This window comes from Embleya sp. NPDC050493 (genome assembly GCF_044458105.1).
GTDB lineage: Bacteria > Actinomycetota > Actinomycetes > Streptomycetales > Streptomycetaceae > Embleya.
In genome coordinates this window covers 258,442-277,042 of sequence record NZ_JBITHP010000007.1, presented here as the reverse complement: position 1 = coordinate 277,042, position 18,601 = coordinate 258,442, and the positions used below count along the sequence as shown (strand labels likewise).

The following is an 18,601-nucleotide window of genomic DNA, read 5'->3' as shown; positions in this document are numbered from 1 at the left end:
GCCGTCGGGATGTCCCAGCCGTCCACCGGTCAGTGCTCGCGGGTGTCGACCACGCGGCGGAGTTAAAGGGGGAGGCGTCGACCACGTGTGCGGTCAACGCCTCCCCGCGCCTCACAGGCACCGGTGGAGGAGAAGGCCGGCGGCCCGTGGGCCGAAGCCTTCCCCGACGACGTCGACCACCCCGCGAACCGGTCTCGCCGCACAGCCCTGCTGCCCCACATCGACGCCCTCACAGGCCATCACGCCTCCGACCGCGACACCCCACACACCGCACCCCACCCCGCAGGCGCAGCGGCTGCGGGGTGGGGTGCGGGCCGCAGGCGGCCGGAGCTGGCTCGGCGTCACCCCGAGCCCGGCACCGCATTCAACGGGCGGAACCCGTTGCGGCGGGGGTTGGATGCACTCGGTGACGGTCCGGCGGCACCAGATGGTCGGTTCGGCACCGGGCGCCGACTCTCGATTCGGAACGCATGTGCGTACGACTGATGTTGTTGGTGATCTTCTGTGGGTCAGTGATTCCGGGGGATCGCGAGCTCGTCGCAGAGTCGCCGGAAACGGCTGGGAGCTCTGGGTGTTCGGGTGGGCATCGTGCCTGGTGGTAGGCATCCGCTGAGCCGGGTGATGTTGGTGCCGGCGGCGGCAAGAACGTGTTGGACATGGGTCTTGGCAATGCCGCGGTAGCGGCAGTTGCGCATCCCGCGGGACCGGAGGTCTCGGAGACGGTCGCCTCACAGCCGGCCCCCATCGCGTACTGCCGCCGCCATTCCGGGGTCTGCTGATCCCGGCGGACCCGACTCTGGTTCCCGTGCAGCGGCCGGGGCATCAGGGTCGGATGCCGCCCACGGCCGTCGGTGTTGCCGGTGCACCGGAGCCGGTCCTCGCAGGCCCTGCAAGCGGCCTTGGGGAACAGGACGGAGAATCGGGGCTGTTGATCCCCGAGGGTGGGCTTCCACGGTGGGCTGGCGACCCCACGTGCGCAGGTCGCGGTGCGACTGTCCCAGTCGAAGGTGAAATCCTCCTTGGCGTAGCCGGGACGGTCGCAAGCGCGCGGATCGACCCGGACCGGCCCGGTCAGGTCGATGCCGTGCGTGGCGGCTGCGCGCCGGATCGTCCCCGCGCTGACGTGGCCGGCGTCGACAGGTGCTCGCAGCGGCGGCGGGAGCGCGTGCATGGTGCGCTACATCGGTCGTTTCCTCTCGGACGGCCCGTTCGACGCTGCTGACAGCGATGCTCGCCCTCGGCGGCTGCGGGCTCACCCGACCCGCTCGGGCAGCGGAGGGGCGGGAGCGCGCAGGCCGAAGAGCCTTGGGTATTGGACCCGAGGCGATCGGCGCTGCTGACCGACTGAGCACGGGCCGGCTCGCGCGAGCCCGGAACACGCCCGAGGGCGGTGCCCACAGGAAGAGGCACCGCCCTCGGGCGGGTGGTACACGAGCGCCCGGCGGCACTCAGGAGTCGTCGGCCATCAGCTTGATGTTCCAGCGGGTCTCCTGGCGCGAACGCAGGTAGAGCACCCAGTACAGGGCCGCCATCAGCATCATGCCGCCGGTGATCTCCAGCGCGCGCACGGGCTGTTCGGTCAGCACGTAGATCATCGCCGCAATCAGCAGCACCGGGATCACCGGCCACAGCGGCATCCGCCACGCCCGACCGCTCTTGTGTACACCCCGGCGGGCGACCAGCACGGCCAGTGCCACGATCAGGTAGAGCGCGGCGACCGCGACGCCGGTGACCTCGCCGAGGATGTCCAGGTTCACGAAGCACAGCAGCGCGCCCGGCACGCCCATCACCAGCGTGGACACCCACGGCGAACCGAAGCGGTTCACCTTGCCGAACGCCCGGTTGATCGGCTCGGGCCAGGCCCGGTCCCGTGCCGAGGCGTAGATCACGCGCGAGCCCTGGATCACCATGACCACACCCGCGTTGACGATCGCCAGCGCGATGCACAGGCCGATGAAGGTGGCCGTGCCGTGGTTGGACCAACCCTCGACCAGGCCGAGGATGTCGCCCTCCGCCAGCGACGCCTGGTCCGGCGCGCCCAGCGAGATCGCGATGGTCGGCACGATCAGGATCACGCCGCCCAGGCCCAGGGTCCACAACACCGTGCGGGAGACCGTGCGCCGCGGGTTCTCCATCTCCTCGGCCAGATAGACCGCGGTGGAAAAGCCCTGCAACGCGAACAGGGCGCCCGCCATGCCCGCGATCAGCAGGCCCATCTTCAGCGGGTCGGTCGTGCCGGCCGCGGCGTCGGTCACCACCTCGGGCTTGACCAGCGTCGAGGCGGACTGGTGCGCGTTGGCGAAGCCGAGGAAGGCCACGATCGCCGCGGCGACCACCTCCAGGCCCAGGAACACGCCGGTCACCCACGCGTTCGCGCGCAGGTCGAGCAGGCCCATGATCGTCGCCAGGATCATCACCGCAGCGCCCGCCCACATCGTGTCGACGGTGGCGATCGAGGTCAGATACTCGGCGATGCCCAGCGCCATGATCGGCGGCACGACCATCACCACGGCCGTGGCGATGACGAAGACCAGCCAGCCCATGAAGCGCCCCATCAGGGTGCCGACCATGGCGTACTCGCCACCGGCACTGGGGACGAGCGTGCCCAGCTCGGAGTAGCAGAACGCCACCCCGACACACAGCACGGCGGCCACGACCAGGGCCGGCGAGGTACCGGAGCCCAGATCCGCGAACATGCCCGGCACGATGACGAACAGGGAGGACGCGGGGGTCAGACAGGACAGGGTGAGCAGGGTGCCGCCGACGACACCGATGGATCGTTTGAGCGGTGCGGGCGCGCCACCGGCGTCGTCGAGCACGACTGGTGGCGGCAGGGTTTCGGACGGCAGTGGGGTGCTTTCTACAGCCATGGCCCTACCTCTGTGATGGGCCGTTCGCACGTTCCGAACGGTGCGGCGTAATAAAGACGCTCGTGTGATCTCAAGTCAAGATCCCGTTACCAAGCTGATTCCGTGGGCTGTGCGCCACAAATGTCACTGAATATCGCTTCGAGCTGCCAGGTGATGGTGCGTAATCCGCACATCGGCCGACCGGTCCGGGCCGCCACGCTTCGACTCCCGCACGTACGCCGAGGGCACGCCGCACGCGGCCGGCGCGCCGACGGCCGCGCCGCGCAGGAACATCCGCCGATCCACGTCGTGGCCGGCGATCCGCAGCGGGGACAGGGCGCGAGTGCGGGCGCGGGTCATCGGCGACTCCTTGGCGATGCGGGACTGGGCCTGGCGCCCCGGACGCGGGGTGCGCCGGGCGTACGGACGGCCCATCGCATCGTGGCCGTGCCCCGCCACCGACGGCAACACGCACCCTGTCAGGCCTCGCGAGGCGCGGTTGACAGGGTGCGTGCGGATGTCGCCGGGTGCCGCCTGCGCGGCGGGGTGGATCAGGCGTCGTAGTTGGTCATCACGTGCTTGATCCGGGTGTAGTCCTCGACGGCGAACGCGGGCATATCACCCGGTGTCATGTCGTCGCGCACCCGCACCAGCCTGATCGGGTGCCGCCACTTCCCGTTCTCGAACGCGGTGTCGACGCAGATCTCGGCGACCATCGTGGGCGCGACCGGCATCATCGGACGCTTCTCGCTCCCCCACGCGGGGGTGAACGTGTGGCCGTGCCAGGGATGATCGTCGGCGGCGGGGCTCAGGCGCGCGGCCGCGGCGGCGCGTGTCGCGCGATCCAGGGAGGTGCTGCGGCCGACGAAACACAGGGCCCCAGTCCCGCAATCCACGTCTCGGCCAGTGCCCGGTCCGATGTGGACGGGCACAGCGCCCACGGCGGGCCGAGCGCGTACTCGGCGAACAACGCCTCCAGGCGGGCGCGTCGGCGCTCGTACGACCCCCCGGTCAGGTCTTCGCCGTGGTGAAGCAGGTCGAACGCCACGTAGTTCGCGGGTTGTTCCCGGGCCTCGCGCGCTGCCGCCGCCCCCGGTGCGGCGCAGGCGCCGTTGCAGAAGGTCGAACGCGAGCCGGTTCTCGTGCCAGATCACCGTTCCTGGTCGAGCGTGTGGCGTTCCTCGAGGAGTACGCCGAGGGCTGTCGGGGATCGGGGCGTACGACGGGCCCGGCAGGCCGTCGAGCGCGCCCGGCGCTCGCCCGAGCACGCGATGTGGGGGTTTCCCACGCGACCCGAAGGCCGTACCCGCCCGTCCCGACATCCGTCCTCTCGAAATCCGAAGTTCGAACCGCGGCAACGTCGATCCGGGGCTCCCTTCGCGTCCTTGCCCGCGCTCGCCGAACTCGCCGCGTTCCCAGGGGAACCGAGCCACCAGGGCTTGGACACCGCCCATCGCGAACCCGCCACGCAGCCTCCTTGTCGGGGCCGGGACTCGGCGGCGTCGACGCCCGGGGCACGGCACGCTCGCCGGGTCGGCGTCCGCAACGGTCGACGGGGCATGGTCTCGGGGTGGGGCACGGGAATCACGTCGATCGCGGACCGATATCGACTGGTCACCGCGAGTTCGCTGTCGGCAGGATCCCCGTATCGATGGGCTCAGGGGGACCACACTTGCCACACGGATCCATGACTTCGCTTCACACCCGCGCAGGGTCGAGCGGCCGAGGGATATTACTGGAAACGATCGCCGTACTCCTGCTCCTGGGCATCGCACCGACCCCGGCGCCGGCCTCGGCCCGGACGGTCAGTGGTACATCGACGCGTACGGCACGCCGGAGGCGTGGACCATCTCCACAGGCACGGGCACACGCGATTCAGGTACTCTCGCCGCTCCCGTGCGAAAGCCGCGTCCTGTGACTCGCCGGCCAGGACCGGCGCGGCGAACCGCCCGCCGGGCGCGGCACGGCGCTGGACGCCCTGGTCGACGACGAGGAGTGGAACCCGGGGCGGTGGCCGGTGGCGTGGCAACGCCATCCGACCCACGCGGCCGTCTTCCTGGCCGAGCGGGCCGGGCGGGGTGAGGGGGCGCGGTTGGACGACGTGGGACTGGACGTCGTGCATCGCGGGTCGTCGATCGGGCGGTGGGTCACCCGGCAGCGCTCCGGATGGGACGGGTTGAACGCGGCGCAGCGCGAACAGTTGCACGCGCTCGGGCTGACCCCGCCCGCGCTCGACACCGCCGGCTCGGCCGAGGCGGTGGCGGTGCCGGACAGGCCTCGGCCGAAGCGCACGCGCGAGCAGGCGTGGGCGATCGCGGTGAGCGCGGCGGCGGCGTACCGGGCCCGGGTAGGACACCTCGAAGTCCCCCGCGCCCACGTGGAGACCGTGATCGCGTTCGACGGGTGGCCGGAGGACGTACGGCTCGGGGTGTGGGTCACCACCACCAGAAGCAGGCAGGCGAAACTCCCGGCCGAACGCATCGCGGCACTCGACGCGTTGGGGATGCGCTGGACGTAACCGACGACACGAACGGGGCCGGTCATGCGTCGGACCGACCCCGTTCGCTTCGTCGGGTGGTGTGACCGGGCCCGGTACATGGCGGTTTGCGCCGGAGCGGAAGCGGACCGTCGTCCCGATGGGGCGCCTGTGGGTCGTGGGACGGGTCGATGTCACGAGGGGGTCACCGTCCGTGCGAGTGGGGGGTGCGGCGGGTGGGCCGGATGGACGATGAGGGCATGACGGCCAAGGCGCAGGCGTGGGTGGGCGGCACGGTGGCGGGTGCGGCGCTGGTGGGGTTGGCGGTGTATCTGGCGGTGGTGGGGTTGGACGAGGCGGACAAGTGGGCGAGCGTGCTCGGTCTGTTCGTGGCGGTGGTCGGGTTGGTGGTGTCGGTGGTCGGGGTATGGCGCGAACGCTCCGCGTCGGGTGGGCAGTCGGTGACGGACAGCGTGATCGGCGGCGGTGTCGCGCAGGTGTCCGGGACCGGCGGCAGCGTGCGGATCACCCGCCGCGGCACCGGACCGGCCGCCCCGCCCCCCGTCGCGCCCGGTACGCCGCCCGCGGGAGGCGGCGCACCGCCGGCGGACGACGGGCAGCGGGTGCACGGCAGCACCATCCCCGGCCCGGTCGACCAGGTACAAGGCACCGTCGGGGACGTCACCATCGAGGAGGGCCCGTGACCGGCCCGGGACGCCGGTACGGATGGTGGCCCCGCCGCGGCACCCCGCCCGCCCCCGGGCCCGGGGAGCGCGAGGCCGGGCCGGGCGCCCCGGCGCGGACAGCGCGGGCGCGGCCGGGGCAGTGGGTGGCGGGGTCGGTGGTGTACGGGCCGGTAAACCAGGTCTCCGGCGTCACCGGCGACGTGCACATCACCACGCACACCGGCGCGGAGCGGGCGCTGTACCGGGTGGATGCCTTCCCGGCGGAGCGCCGGGCACCGACGGTGGCGCAGGCGCGTGCGCAGCCGGCGCGGTTGTTGCAGGCCCGCTACGCCCTCGTCGACTTCACCGGTCGTCACACGGAGTTGGAGCGGTTGGCCGGGTGGCGCGACGGCCCCGGGGTGGCGTCGGTGCTGCTCCTCCACGGGCCGGGCGGGCAGGGCAAGACACGGCTGGCCGCCCGCTTCGCCGCCGACACCCGTGACGGTGGCGGTGGTTGGGAGGTGTTGCAGGCCCGGCATGCCGGCGACCCCGCCCCCGCGGACGCCTCCTCGGGCGGCGGGGGCCTGGGGCGCGGGCCGGACGCGGCCGACGAAGGGGAGCCTGCGGCGGGGGTGTTGGTGATGGTCGACTACGCGGAGCGGTGGCCGGTGGCCGATCTGCTGGCCCTGCTCGCCCACTCCGCCGGGCAGGGGCGCCGGGTGCGGGTGCTGTTGGTGGCGCGCCCGGCCGGATTGTGGTGGCAGACGCTGGCGCATCGTCTGGATCGCCTCGACCTGGACACCGACGTCCTGCCGCTGCCGTCGCTCACCGACGATCCGGGCACCGACCCCGGTGCCCTGTTCGCCGCCGCCCGGGACCGTTTCGCCGCCGCCCTGGACGTCCCCGACCCCCACCGCGTCGCCGCGCCCACCGCGCTGGGCGACCCGCAGCAGTTCGGGCAGGTGCTGGCCGTGCACATGGCCGCGGTCGCTGCCGTCGACGTCCACCGCACCCGCACCCCCACGGAGCTCGATGCCCTCGGACGGATCTCCGGCTACCTTCTGGACCGCGAACGCGACCACTGGCAGACCCTCCACGCCAACAGGCGCGTCACCGTCCCCGCCGAGACGCTTGCCCGCACCACCTACACTGCCGCCCTCACCGGCGCGGTTCCCCACGACGTCGGACACGCCGCCCTCGTCGCGATCGGCGCCTGCACCGGCGACACCCTCGACCGCGCCCTGACCGACCACGCCGTCCCCTACCCGCCCATCGACCCGCACGCCGGGACCGTCCTGGAACCCCTGTACCCCGACCGCCTCGCCGAGGACTTCATCGCCCTCACCACCCCCGGCCACCACCTGACCCACGCCACCCCCGACCCCTGGACCACCACCGCACCCACACGCCTGCTCCACCACACACCCGACGCGGACGCCAAGGACACCACCGGGCGGACCACCCGTTGGACACGCAGCACCCTCACGGTCCTGATCGCCGCCGCGGCCCGCTGGCCCCACCTCGTCCCCACCCAACTCACACCCCTGCTCACCACCCAACCCGACCTCGCCCTCCACGCCGGCGGCGCCGCCCTCACCGCCCTCGCAGCCCTGGACGACCTGCCGGTGGAAGTCCTGGAGACCGTCGAAACCCACCTGCCCGAGGGCCGGCACCCCGACCTCGACCCCGGCATCGCCGCCCTCACCGCACGCCTCACCACCCACCGCCTCGCCACCACCACCGACCCCGCCCACCACGCCCGCCTCCACACCACCCTCGCCAACCGCTACGCAAACGCCGGACTCCACCAACAAGCCCTCACCACCGACCAACACGCACACGACATCCTGCGCCGCCTGGCCAAGGCCGATCCCGCCGCGTACGAACCCGACCTCGCCATGTCGTTGAACAACCTGTCGATCCGGCTCGGGGAGGTGGGTGGCCGGGCCGAGGGCCTGACCGCGATCGAGGAGGCCGTCGCCATCCGACGCCGCCTGGCCGCGGCGAACCCCGCCGCGTACGAACCCGACCTCGCCACCTCGTTGAACAATCTGTCGATCGATTACGGTGCGGTGGGTCGGCGGGCCGAGGGGCTGGCCGCGACCGAGGAAGCCGTCGAGATCTACCGCCGCCTGGCGACGGCGAACCCCGCCACGTACGAACCGGACCTCGGCACCTCATTGAGCAACCTGTCGGTCCGCCTCGGGGAGGCGGGTCGGCGGGTTGAGGGCTTGGCCGCGACCGAGGAGGCCGTCACCATCCGGCGCCGCTTGGCGGCGGCGAATCCCACCGCGTACGAACCGGACCTCGCCACGGCGTTGAACAACCTGTCGATCCGGCTCGGGGAGGCGGGTCGGTGGGTTGAGGGCTTGGCCGCGAGCGAGGAAACCGTCGAGATCTGCCACCGCCTGGCCACAGCGAACCCCGCCGCGTACGAACCGGACCTCGCCATGTCGTTGAACAACCTGTCGATCCGGCTCGGGGAGGCGGGTCGGCGGGTTGAGGGCTTGGCCGCGAGCGAGGAAGCCGTCACCATCCGACGCCGCCTGGCCACAGCGAACCCCGCCGCGTACGAACCGGACCTCGCCACGGCGTTGAACAACCTGTCGATCCGGCTCGGGGAGGCGGGCCGGTGGGCCGAGGGCTTGGCCGCGATCGAGGAAGCCGTCACCATCCGACGCCGCCTGGCCACAGCCAATCCCGCCGCATACGAACCGGACCTCGCCGGCTCGTTGAACAACCTGTCGATCCGGCTCTGGGAGGTGGGTCGGCGGGCCGAGGGCCTGACCGCGAGCGAGGAAGCCGTCGAGATCTGCCACCGCCTGGCGACGGCGAACCCCGCCGCGTACGAACCGGACCTCGCCATGTCGTTGAACAACCTGTCGGTCGACTACGGGGAGGCGGGTCGGTGGGCCGAGGGCCTGGCCACGATCGAGGAAACCACCCGGATCCTCCGCCACTTGGCCTTGGAGACACCCAAGGTGTTCGCCGGGCGCCTGCGGACTGCACAGGTGACACGGGCGGCCCTCCTCGACGGGCTCGGGCGATCCGAGGAAGCCCGGGAAATCCGCCGGCGGCTCGCCGACGAACCCCCCGGGGACTGACCACGTCCGGCCCGGCTTCACCTCTGTCTCGAAGATGGCGCTCCGACCGCAGACGGCACCGTGTACCCCGGCCGGTGCCGCTGCCCGGCCATCGGACGGCCTGCTCGCGCACGCGGGCAGGCCACTTCCGCAGGGCCCGACTCGACTACCGGGTCCGAGACAACGTGGCCCGGACGTCGCCCACCGCGGGGCGGGGATCGGGCAGGGGGTCACCCGGCAGCGATCCGGAAGGGACGGGCTCAACCAGGCGCAGCGCGAGCAGCCGGTGGCGCCGGGGCCGACTCCGCCCCGTTGGCCGACGACGCCGCCGAACCCGCAGCCGGGGCGGCGGGGGTGTCGGTGCCGGACGGGCCTCGGCCGAAGCGCACGCGCGAGCAGGCGTTCACGATCGCACTCGGCGCGGCGGCGGTCTACCGGACCCGGGTCGGGCACCTCGAAGTCCCGCGCGCCCATGTCGAGTCGATGGTGGCGTTCGGTCGGTGGCCCGTGGACGTCTGGTCGGGGGTGTGGATCACCACCACCGGGAACAGGTAGGCGAAACTCCCGGCCGAGCGGATCGTCTGGGACGTCGCCTGCCCGGTCGTCCTGAGATACGACGGGGCAGCAACCGCATTCGGGCCGGTGATCGGTCGGCCCGAGTGGGGGTTGTGCGCTCGGTGCGTCGCCTCGGGCACGACGAACGCTGCCGCCGGGGCCCGACTGCTCGCCGCGGCCCGTTCGGCGGGTACGCCCGTCGTGCACGTCGTCAACGACGGCGGAGCGGGCACCCCGTACGACATCCGCGCCGAGATCGGCGCGATCAGCGGCGAAGTGGCGCCGGCCGACGGCGAATCGGTCGTGGTCAAGCAGGTCCCCAACGCCTTCCACGGCACCGGCCTGGAGCGCACGCTCCGCGACCTGGACACCGGCCCCGACCTGATCCTGGCAGGGTTCATGACCCACATGTGCGTCACCTTCACCGCTCAGGGAGCCTTCAATCTCGGCTACCGCCCCACCGTCGTCGCCGAAGCCACCGCCACCCGCGCCCTGCCCACCCCCGACGGCGCCGTCACCCCCGCCGAAACCCTCCAGTCGGCAAGCCTGACCACCATCGCCGACCTCTTCGGCCTCGTGGTACCAACGGTCGCACACCTCGCGGGCTGACCACACCGACGCCCACCACCATTCCCCCGCATCGCTGGTGGGTGTCGGCCGGTCGGCCTAGGGTCGGTCGCGGACGGGCCGTGCGCCGGCACGGCACCGCCTCAAGGGTGAAGGACGCTCGGTGAGACGTGGTTGGTGGCGGGGAGTCGCACTGGTTGCGGCGGGATTTCTGGGGATCCAAGGGCTGTACGCGCCGAACGCCTCGGCGGCGCCGCTCACGACACACTTCGTGCAGATCGTGGCGCACGAGGACGACGACCTGTTGTTTATGAACCCGGATATATCGGGAGGAATCAAAGCGGGCGTCAATACGACGACGATCTACCTGACCGCCGGGGAGGCCGACGCCGACGACCCCGTTGCCTATGCGAGGAGACGTCAGGCCGGAGTGATGGCGGCGTACGCCCGGATGGCAGGTCTGACGAGCGATGACCCATGCGCGAGGGACCAGGCGGGACCGAGCGGATGCTGGACCCGGATCGAGCGTTCGTTCACCGGAGGGCACCTGGTCGAGGAGTTCACGCTGAACAGATGGACGGGTCTGCGCTTGGTATTCCTCGACCTGCCGGAGACGCCGAGACCGGTGTCGCTCGATCAACTGGAGAGTGCGCCCCCGAACGGCGTGTCGGCGGAAACGCTGGACATGGACGGGGATCCCGACAACCACACCTGGCCGCAGTATTACACCCGACCCCAGTTGGTCACCTTCATCACTCGCTTGCTGACGGACTACGGGGCCACCACGGTACGCGCGCAGGACTCCGCCCCCGACACCTTGCTGGCAACACCCGCGTACCCGAAGGGGGATCACCAGACCCACATTGCGGCCTCGCGCCTCACCGACGAGGCCGTGCGTGACTACGGGGGCATCAACAACCGGGTGGTTCTGGAGCACTACCGCGATTACAACATTGCCGATATGCCGCGTAACCTCGTGGACGCGGAGCTTGCCGAGAAAGCCGACATCTTCGAGGAGTACCGGCCGCACGACGCCAAGGACCCCGCACACCCGATGGATCCCACCTATGGCGACGAGTGGAAGCCCAGCGAGTACTCGCGCGCGCCCCGTGGCACGAACTGGGTCGGTCGCGACAGCGCCATGCTTTTGCACGCCTTCGTCGTGGAGGGAGGCGGTCTCTTCGAGTGGTCCCAGGACAACGCCCTGAACTGGCACGGGCCGTACGCTCACGGCAGCAACGGCTGGGCCCTGGATGCCGCGGTGAGCGTCTACAACAACGCGGACGGTCGCATGGAGGTGTTCCTTCGTCGTCGCGACACCGGGGAGATCGTCACGCGCTTCCAAGGGGTCGGCGGAGGTTGGGGCTGGGGCGAGTTGGGCTCCCCCAACGCGGTGAGCGGGCCCTGGACGGACTCGTACTCACTCCGGGTGAGCAGCCCCGTCGTCTCGTCCAACGCCGACGGCCGGCTCCAGGTCTTCGTGCGCAACGCCGGCGGCGGGATCAGCACGCGCTGGCAGGCCGCGCCCAACGGCGCATGGAACGGCTGGACGGACATGTCCGGATCCGACGTCCAGGGTCCGCCTGCGGTGGTCAAGACCTACACCGGCCGGATGGAACTGTTCGCGCCGACTCGGGGTCAGGTGCTGCACTGGTATCAACCCGCCCCGAACGCACCGTTCGTGTCGGACGCGAACTTCCCCGACATCACGGCCGCGAGCGGGCTTTCGACCGGGCTCAACGCGTCCGGTCGGATCGAGTTGTTCTATCGCCAGCCCAACGACGCCCACACCATGACGCTGTATCAGGCGCAGCCCGACGGTGGTTGGCTCGGCCCGGGGGACTTCTCGCCAGGGGCCGATGCCCCCGGCGGCGTCGGTGAGCCGGCCATGATGACCAGCCATGGTCGCATGGTGGCGGCGTTTCGTAATCGCGGTGGCGGGGTGAGCTTCTCCCGTCAGGTGGCGCCGGATCAGCCGTTCGGCGCGTGGACGGATCGAGGCGGTCTGCTGGTCGGCCTCCCGGCGGCCGGACTGGATCGGGACGGCAACATCGTGCTGTTGTCGATCAGTCCGGGTGGTCAGGTATTTGCCAGTGGGGAGCGAGCCGACGGGTCCTTCTCGTCCTGGGCCTCGCTCGGCTAGGCCCTGCCAAGATCCGCCGGACAGGGCCTGGTCGGACGCAACGCCCGGACGTGGGCGAGTAATCGCCGGAGGCGGGAATGCGGGGGCGCGGCGCAGACTCGGGCAAGACCCGACGGCGGCCCCAAAGGGAACCGGGCGCGATCCACACGGGAGGAACACCGGCGGACCGCGTCCGCGGTCCCATCCCCCGCCGTACACATCATCGTGATTGGCGATCCCACCTTCCGCGTGGGGACCCGACGAGGCGCACCTACCCGGCCGGGGCGTGACCCACCCGACGACACACCGGCCATCACCCGAAAGAGTCGTCGGTACAAGCGAGTTCCACTCGTGCCGGGCCACCCGACCCGCGCGCCGCCCGGCGGAACGCAACCGACCTGCACTCGAAGGCGGGCCCGGGGTCGCCCCCAGACCCCCGGGTTCGGAGGGCGACGATTCATGATCGGAAATGTCCGCCCCTTTACCTGAGGGCGATACGTCCGTGACTGTCCGTAGACCGTACGACGGGTACGAGCGGGCACCGGCACCCGCATGAGGCACAGCGATCCACGCCCGAAGGTCGATGCCGACGCCAAGGCGTTGGCTGCCCTGGTCGCCCAGGCCCGGTCGTGGAGCGACCCGCAGCCGCCGCCTGCGGATCGGGGATGGACGTTCCCGCAGGCCCTCGCCGAAGCCATCGGCGATCGCCTGCGACGCCCCACCTCCCGCCTTCGGGCGATCCACGGCCCGAGGGCGCCGAGCCCGCGACACGCAGCGCTCGTTGGACCGGCCGTGAGCGGCCTGAACGCACGACCCGACCCCGCGTCCCCCGACGACCGGCACCACACCCAGGTGTTCGACACGCTGTCGAACGAACGGACCGCGGCCGGACCCGAACTTCCTCGGGAATCACCCGCGGACCAGGCGGGCACCGGCACAGGACCGCGCACCCGCCCGCCCGGCGCCGGCGGCCCCACCCGTGTACCCGGCCTCCGCACCGGACGCCCCCGGACCACGGCCACCCGGCCTCCACACACACCGGCTCGGGCAGCCCGCCCGGGCGCATGCGGGCACGGGCCGACACCGGGACGGCCACCGATCACCGTTTCGTGCGGCGAGAACGCGGCCCGACCGGCGTTCACCACAACGGGCGACCCGTGAACCCTCGACGCCCGGGTATGAAACCCCTCGGGCGCGGCGCCGGGTCCTCGGGGAAGAAAGACCCGGCCCGCGCCCCCACACCAACCGCCACCATGCACCGCCCGGCCCAACGCCAACCAGCCCCACGGGACACGGCCGCTGCGACGTTCGGATCGCCCCGGCCGAGTTCCGCGCGGCCGGCGAGAGGCCCCGGCGCAGCGCCCGATGCCGGCTCCGCGCGACCGAGGCGGATTCGACCTTGCTGCCGAGTCGATCGAAGTGATCGGCCACCCGGGACGGACCGCCGGGCCTGGCCCGGACGACGGAACAGGCGCCCGGTCGTCCGGACGCCGTCCGTCGCCCTGATCGGTTCCTGCCTGCCGCGAGACGTCGAACTCGACGTCCCCGGTGGGTCGGTTGTCCAGGACGAGCCACAGGTCGGGGCGGGTGGTGTAGCGGGTGTCCCAGGCGGGTCGGGTGGAGCCGACGAGGTGGCGGGGGCCGACGTGGACGCGGTGCGCGGCCCAACGGGTCCAGTCCCGCAGCTTTCTCGTCAGCACGGGGATGGGTTCGGTGTTGCGGTCGATCTCGACCAGGTGGCCGCCGGTGTGGGTGGTGACGACGGCGTCGGCGCTGGGGTTGTGTTTGTCGAAGGGGTGGGCGACCTCGACCTGCCAGTCGGTGACCGGTCCCAGGCCGTGTCGCACGCACGCGGCCGCGGTCGCGGTGACGGCCAGGGCGTGGTCCACCAGGGCGCTGTCCAACGACTTGCGGCCGGTCGCCGCGCGGGGGGCGGGGCGGTGTCATGCCGGAGTCGTCCAACGCGCTGCGGCCGGCGGATGTCAGGTGCCAGACCATGGAGTTGCCTCGGGGCAGGCAATCCGTCTGTCGGGTCGGCGGCGCGGGCCTCCTCCAACTGGTCCTCGAGTAGGACGATGCGGCAGGCGGCGTCGACGGCGGTGACCTGGTCCACGGGTTCACGGTGGGCCCTGGGCGATGCGCAACTGGTAGCGGGAGTCGCGGCGATGTACGCACACGGTCGAGGGACGAACGCCCACCCTGTAAATGCCCCGCCCTCAAGCACGACTGCGGCATGCGCGGTGGGCTGCGCGTTCCGCGCCGGAATCGCCGCCGGGAAGGGCGTTCGTCCCGACGCGGAGCGCGCCCGTCAAGAGAAGGCTTTTCGCAGGCATGCGCCCCGAAGGCTGGGGCACAAGCGGGTCCGTGACGGACACGACGGGTCGGAGGTAAGACGAAAATGATTCCCCTGCTGCTGGTCCTGCTTCTTGCTCTGGTCCTCTTCGGCGCCGGTTTCGCGTTGAAGGCGCTGTGGTGGTTGGCCGTGATCGTCCTGGTCGTGTGGGCCCTGGGCTTCGTCTTCCGTTCGGCCGGTGCCGGGGGCGGCCGCGGTCGCTGGTATCGCTGGTAGAAGCGCAACCGCGGGCGATACCGCGACGCGCGAGGGGTGGTGCCCGACTCGGAGCATCGAGTCGAACACCACCCCTCGCGGGTTCCTGCCCCCGGGGCCGGTCGCACCGCACACGCCGTTCCGGGACGGCCAGTGTGCCCCAGGCGAGCAGCCCCACCGCCAGGGTGAACACGGCGATCTCCGGGGCGACGAACCCGTGGGCCTCGCTCTTGCCGGGGTCGGTGATCTCGAAATCGGTCCCCAGGGCAGCCGCGACCGTGAACAGGACCGTGTTCGCCGGGACCGCCATGACCGCCAGGACCGCGAGGCCGCCGCAACCGGCGCGGGCGCGTCGGGCGGACGTGTGCAGGGGGTGGGCGAGGAGGACTGCGGTCAATGACAGAACTCCTGCCGTTGGACTTCGGGGCCATCAGCTATTGCGGACAACGTCCACAGGAGCGGGACGTCGGCCAGGCTGGGAGGAGAAGGTCGTGGGTGCCGGCCTGGTCCAGAAGGTCACCCCGGGTCGAACCACTGACTTGTCCTTGCACCGGGAGCAAAAAGGCGGCCCGGTTCGGCGATGGAAGATCACCGAACCGGACCTTGACGTACCCTCACGTCGACTGTGGCCCCATCTTCTGGAGCGCGCGGCAGTGTAGGGCGTCCGGCTTCTTGCCTGCGAGCCATGCCCCGGTGAAGGCGATGCCGGCGACGTACTCGTCCGTTTTGCACTGGCCCTTGTAGTTCCCGTGCGCGAACTCGCCGCCGGGGTTGCCGGACGGACGGTTGTCGCCTCGGTCGAACCACACGGTCCGCCCGGTCGTCGGCAGTGCCCGGTTCGCCGTCGCGCACAGCACACCGGACACGGCCTGCCCGCGCACGCTGTAGCCGATCATGAACTGGTTCGGGCCGCACTGGTACTTGCTGTAGCCGCCCGCCCAGTCGCCCTGCTGGACGTAACGCTCGTCGTGCACCACCGTCAGCGGTGCGGAGGTCGCGGCGAGCCCCGCCCCACCCGCGTCGGTGCACAGGCCCCGGGCGTCCTTGTGGGACACGCCGATCAGCCGCTGCCCGTCCGGGCACACGCCCTTGCGCGCGCCCGAGTCCCAGTCCGGCAACGCCCGTACCCGCATCGACTCGACCTGGTCGTTGTGGTCGAGGTCGAGCATGTCCCAGGTGTCGGTGGCCGGAACCGGCCCGGTCTTGCCGGGCGCGGTGATCAGGCTCTGCCAGTCCGCCGCGCGCCAGTCCGCACCGTCCAGGATCCCCGAGCGGTGGCCGGCAGTGTCGTAGTCCAGCAGGTTCCACGGGTTTTGCCCGGCGAAGCCGACGGCCGGCCAGTACGCGAAGTCCGTGTCGTTGGCGATCAGGTAGTCGACGAAGTTGCCGAACCAGGCACGGGACTGCGGATTCGTGTCGTCCGCGCCGACCCCGAACTCGCTGATCCACACGGGTGCGGTGTAGTGCTGCCCGGTGTCGGCCGCCACGTAGAACGCCTGGCGGTTCAAGGTCGCGAACAGGTCGTCACGGCTGAGTTCGCGGTAGCGCCAGTCGTGTGTTTCCCCCGTGCCGGTGGCACCGGTGTGGTTGGGCCCGGTATACCCGTAGAAGTGCGCCGAGTACACGACCTTGTCGGACGCGACCAGCGTGTTCGACAGTGTGCGGACCGGCTCCAGCGTCGGTCGCCAGTGCGAGAACCCGTCGAGCGGGATGCCCTGCCAGTTGATGCCCTCGACCACTATCAGCAGGTCTGGGTTGGCCTCGGTGAGGATGCGGTCGGCCACGTGCTGGGACGCCGCGTACCAGTCGTGGCTGTCGCCCCAGCCCCAGTTGGCGTCGTCGGTGATCGTGCGGCGTACCTCGTTGTACAGGTCGGCGCCGACCACACGCTTGTTGTCCCTGTACCGCTCGGCCATGAACAGCCAGTCGGTCTCCCATTGCGCGGTCGATTGGCTGGTGTTCCAGCGCTCGTTGCCGTCCAAGGCGCAGCAGAACCGCGACGTGTTCGTGTGGTTGTTGAGGACGACGGCGAAGCCCTCCGCGGTGGACGCGGCGATGACCGCGTCGAAGACCTGCAGTGGGGTCTTGCCGCGCAACTGCGGGTTGGCGGCGACGGCGGCGTCGGAGACCGGACGCTGGTCGTGCAACATCTCGTTGGAGAACGGCAGTCGGAAGCTGTTCACGCCGAGTGTGTGGAAGTCGGCGAGGATTCTCGCGATCGGCGTCCGGTCCAGGCCCAGCGGCATCTGGTCGGACTTTTCGCGTGCGTTGTGGTTCGCCGGGTCGTTGACGTCTCCGGACCCGGTCCACGAGCCCTGCGCGCCGTGCCAGTTGGCCGACTTGAGCTTGAAGCGGTTGCCGTCGGCATCGACGATGTAGCGCCCGCGCGTGCTCAGTGGGCCCCGCCACGTGTCGGCGAGCGGTACGGCGGCCGACGCAGCCCCGGTCGTGCGCTGACTCGGCGTCGCGGCAGCGTCGACGGGCGCGGCGAGCGCGACGATCGGCAGAATGGCGGCTAACAGCGCGCGGAGCGTACGTATCCTCACGAGTTCGCTCGTCCTTCGGGTCTTCCGGGGGCGGTGAGGCAGCCCCTGGGCACGCCGCACATCCACCCGACTTGGCGGTTACCGACGGGTAACGCAGTCGGTTCGGTGGCAATGTACGCCACCACGGATCAAAACCCCAGCCCCGCGAACCATGCGACGGGACACCTCGCGACACCACCGAACGGTCTCCCCGCCCTCGACGACGTCTTTGCGACGCCGCTCTTGGGGCAGAACGCCCGGGACGTCGACGCCTGTCCGCCAGAGCCGAGACGGCACGGAGTCGACATCGTCGATGGCGGCCCTGGGGCCCGACTCTCCAGCCTGCACGAGACAGTCGGCAGGGCGGGGGACGTATCCCTGTACCCCCTGGCCTCGTTCGGGGCCGTACGCCCGAAATCGGACGGGAGACCCGGATCGACGTGGGCTGCCAAAAAGCCAACTGGGAGAACACGTTGCTGCCCTCCACCACAGGGGACAAACTGCGCTACGAGCCCTTCAGCCTTCCTCGGCCCCGCCCGGACCGACGCAAGCGGGGCCGCTGTCCGGACGGCCCCGCTCCACGCTCCTCCGCTCCACCCACCCAACGGCCCGGTCTGCGAGTGATCGATCGGGCCGTGCCCGAACTGCCACCGCTCGTTGCCGGTCAGCTCGCGGGTGACTCACCGCCTGCGATCGCATTGAAGAACTCGATGCGGTCGTCGCTGTCGAGCGGCATGGTCAAGGAAGCCGATGCGACGAGGTCGCCATTGAGGCAAACCCTTCGGCGGTGGCCACGGCCCGGCACGACACGGCGATCCGCCGCGACGACGGCCGGAGCTCGTCTGCGCCGCGGGCAGGGGGCGGCCAAGGCCGTCCACCCTGCCCGAATCGATCCGGACGGACGGCCGGCCGGCCCCGGCAACACGAGCGCCACCAGAGCACGACGCGGTCGCAGCGGGAGCTCCGGCGGCAGCAGCCACGCCCCGGCAGGCAGGCGCTCGCCGAACGGATCCCGGAGCACGGCGGCATCGAGGGTGTCCTGCCCGGTCACGGCGGCCGGCCTGTCGAGGGTCAGCGGCTGGTCGGTGCAGATGACCTGCCGGCCGTCGGCCGCGGTAAGGAACACTCGTTCGGTGCTCTCGTGCACGCGCACCTGCATGCCCGGACCGGATGCGGTGAGCACGGACCCGGCCACCGAGGGAACCGCGCCG

General features: G+C 71.3%; 12 protein-coding genes and 3 pseudogenes. 7 read left to right on the top strand and 8 right to left on the bottom strand.

Going from position 1 to position 18,601, the window contains the following annotated elements:
* Nucleotides 1-509 precede the first annotated feature (509 nt).
* The 4 genes and pseudogenes from ACIBM5_RS17095 to ACIBM5_RS17080 form a co-directional block, all read right to left on the bottom strand.
* A pseudogene (locus ACIBM5_RS17095) lies at nt 510-1,171 on the bottom strand (transposase).
* Between the two features lie 277 nt (nt 1,172-1,448).
* The gene (locus ACIBM5_RS17090) at nt 1,449-2,870 is read right to left on the bottom strand and encodes an APC family permease (protein ID WP_396007589.1); all 1,422 of its coding nucleotides are present in this window, start codon (nt 2,868-2,870) and stop codon (nt 1,449-1,451) included.
* A 123-nt stretch (nt 2,871-2,993) separates the two neighbouring features.
* Nucleotides 2,994-3,209 (bottom strand): hypothetical protein, encoded by a 216-nt coding sequence (locus tag ACIBM5_RS17085; RefSeq protein WP_396007588.1) that lies wholly within the window; start codon nt 3,207-3,209, stop codon nt 2,994-2,996.
* Between the two features lie 191 nt (nt 3,210-3,400).
* A complete protein-coding gene (locus ACIBM5_RS17080; RefSeq protein ID WP_396007587.1) occupies nt 3,401-3,586 on the bottom strand; it encodes a hypothetical protein in 186 nt (61 codons plus the stop codon).
* Between the two features lie 1,280 nt (nt 3,587-4,866).
* Between ACIBM5_RS17080 and ACIBM5_RS17075 the strand changes: the two genes are divergently transcribed.
* The 6 genes from ACIBM5_RS17075 to ACIBM5_RS17050 all read left to right on the top strand — a co-directional run bounded on the left by ACIBM5_RS17075 (nt 4,867) and on the right by ACIBM5_RS17050 (nt 12,338).
* Nucleotides 4,867-5,367, top strand: coding sequence for a helicase associated domain-containing protein (locus ACIBM5_RS17075; RefSeq protein ID WP_396007586.1), 501 nt, complete (start codon nt 4,867-4,869; stop codon nt 5,365-5,367).
* 218 nt (nt 5,368-5,585) lie between these two features.
* Nucleotides 5,586-6,029 carry a hypothetical protein gene (locus tag ACIBM5_RS17070; protein ID WP_396007585.1) on the top strand — a complete coding sequence of 148 codons (444 nt, stop codon included), beginning with the start codon at nt 5,586-5,588 and terminating at the stop codon, nt 6,027-6,029.
* 140 nt (nt 6,030-6,169) lie between these two features.
* Complete coding sequence (locus ACIBM5_RS17065) at nt 6,170-9,094, top strand: tetratricopeptide repeat protein (protein WP_396007584.1); 2,925 nt, start codon at nt 6,170-6,172, stop codon at nt 9,092-9,094.
* Between the two features lie 291 nt (nt 9,095-9,385).
* Nucleotides 9,386-9,628, top strand: coding sequence for a hypothetical protein (locus ACIBM5_RS17060; protein ID WP_396007583.1), 243 nt, complete (start codon nt 9,386-9,388; stop codon nt 9,626-9,628).
* 90 nt (nt 9,629-9,718) lie between these two features.
* The gene (locus tag ACIBM5_RS17055; protein ID WP_396007679.1) at nt 9,719-10,237 is read left to right on the top strand and encodes an isochorismatase family protein; all 519 of its coding nucleotides are present in this window, start codon (nt 9,719-9,721) and stop codon (nt 10,235-10,237) included.
* 121 nt (nt 10,238-10,358) lie between these two features.
* Nucleotides 10,359-12,338: a hypothetical protein gene (locus ACIBM5_RS17050; RefSeq protein WP_396007582.1), complete on the top strand. Its 1,980-nt coding sequence runs from the start codon at nt 10,359-10,361 to the stop codon at nt 12,336-12,338.
* Here ACIBM5_RS17050 and ACIBM5_RS17045 read toward each other — a convergent pair.
* Nucleotides 12,335-14,236 (bottom strand): annotated as a pseudogene (locus tag ACIBM5_RS17045) (replication-relaxation family protein); the annotation flags it as partial. The gene ACIBM5_RS17050 and the pseudogene ACIBM5_RS17045 sit on opposite strands and share 4 nt — an antisense overlap.
* 479 nt (nt 14,237-14,715) lie before the next feature.
* On the opposite strand from ACIBM5_RS17045, the gene ACIBM5_RS17040 reads away from it, so the two are divergent.
* Nucleotides 14,716-14,886: a DUF5670 family protein gene (locus tag ACIBM5_RS17040; RefSeq protein WP_396007581.1), complete on the top strand. Its 171-nt coding sequence runs from the start codon at nt 14,716-14,718 to the stop codon at nt 14,884-14,886.
* Between the two features lie 118 nt (nt 14,887-15,004).
* Here ACIBM5_RS17040 and ACIBM5_RS17035 read toward each other — a convergent pair.
* From ACIBM5_RS17035 to ACIBM5_RS17025, 3 genes and pseudogenes are all read right to left on the bottom strand, one after another.
* Nucleotides 15,005-15,262, bottom strand: a pseudogene (locus tag ACIBM5_RS17035) (DUF6069 family protein); the annotation flags it as partial.
* 217 nt (nt 15,263-15,479) lie between these two features.
* Entirely contained in the window at nt 15,480-17,411 is a 1,932-nt protein-coding gene (locus ACIBM5_RS17030; RefSeq protein ID WP_396007580.1) for a glycoside hydrolase family 5 protein, read from the bottom strand.
* A 643-nt stretch (nt 17,412-18,054) separates the two neighbouring features.
* Nucleotides 18,055-18,549, bottom strand: coding sequence for a hypothetical protein (locus ACIBM5_RS17025; RefSeq protein WP_396007579.1), 495 nt, complete (start codon nt 18,547-18,549; stop codon nt 18,055-18,057).
* Between the last annotated feature and the right edge of the window lie 52 nt (nt 18,550-18,601).

Coding starts and splice junctions, on each gene's coding strand:
- ACIBM5_RS17090 (WP_396007589.1), bottom strand. CDS start 2,870: ATGGCTGTAGAAAGCACCCCACTGCCGTCCGAAACCCTGCCGCCACCA.
- ACIBM5_RS17085 (WP_396007588.1), bottom strand. CDS start 3,209: ATGACCCGCGCCCGCACTCGCGCCCTGTCCCCGCTGCGGATCGCCGGC.
- ACIBM5_RS17080 (WP_396007587.1), bottom strand. CDS start 3,586: ATGATGCCGGTCGCGCCCACGATGGTCGCCGAGATCTGCGTCGACACC.
- ACIBM5_RS17070 (WP_396007585.1), top strand. CDS start 5,586: ATGACGGCCAAGGCGCAGGCGTGGGTGGGCGGCACGGTGGCGGGTGCG.
- ACIBM5_RS17040 (WP_396007581.1), top strand. CDS start 14,716: ATGATTCCCCTGCTGCTGGTCCTGCTTCTTGCTCTGGTCCTCTTCGGC.
- ACIBM5_RS17025 (WP_396007579.1), bottom strand. CDS start 18,549: ATGCAGGTGCGCGTGCACGAGAGCACCGAACGAGTGTTCCTTACCGCG.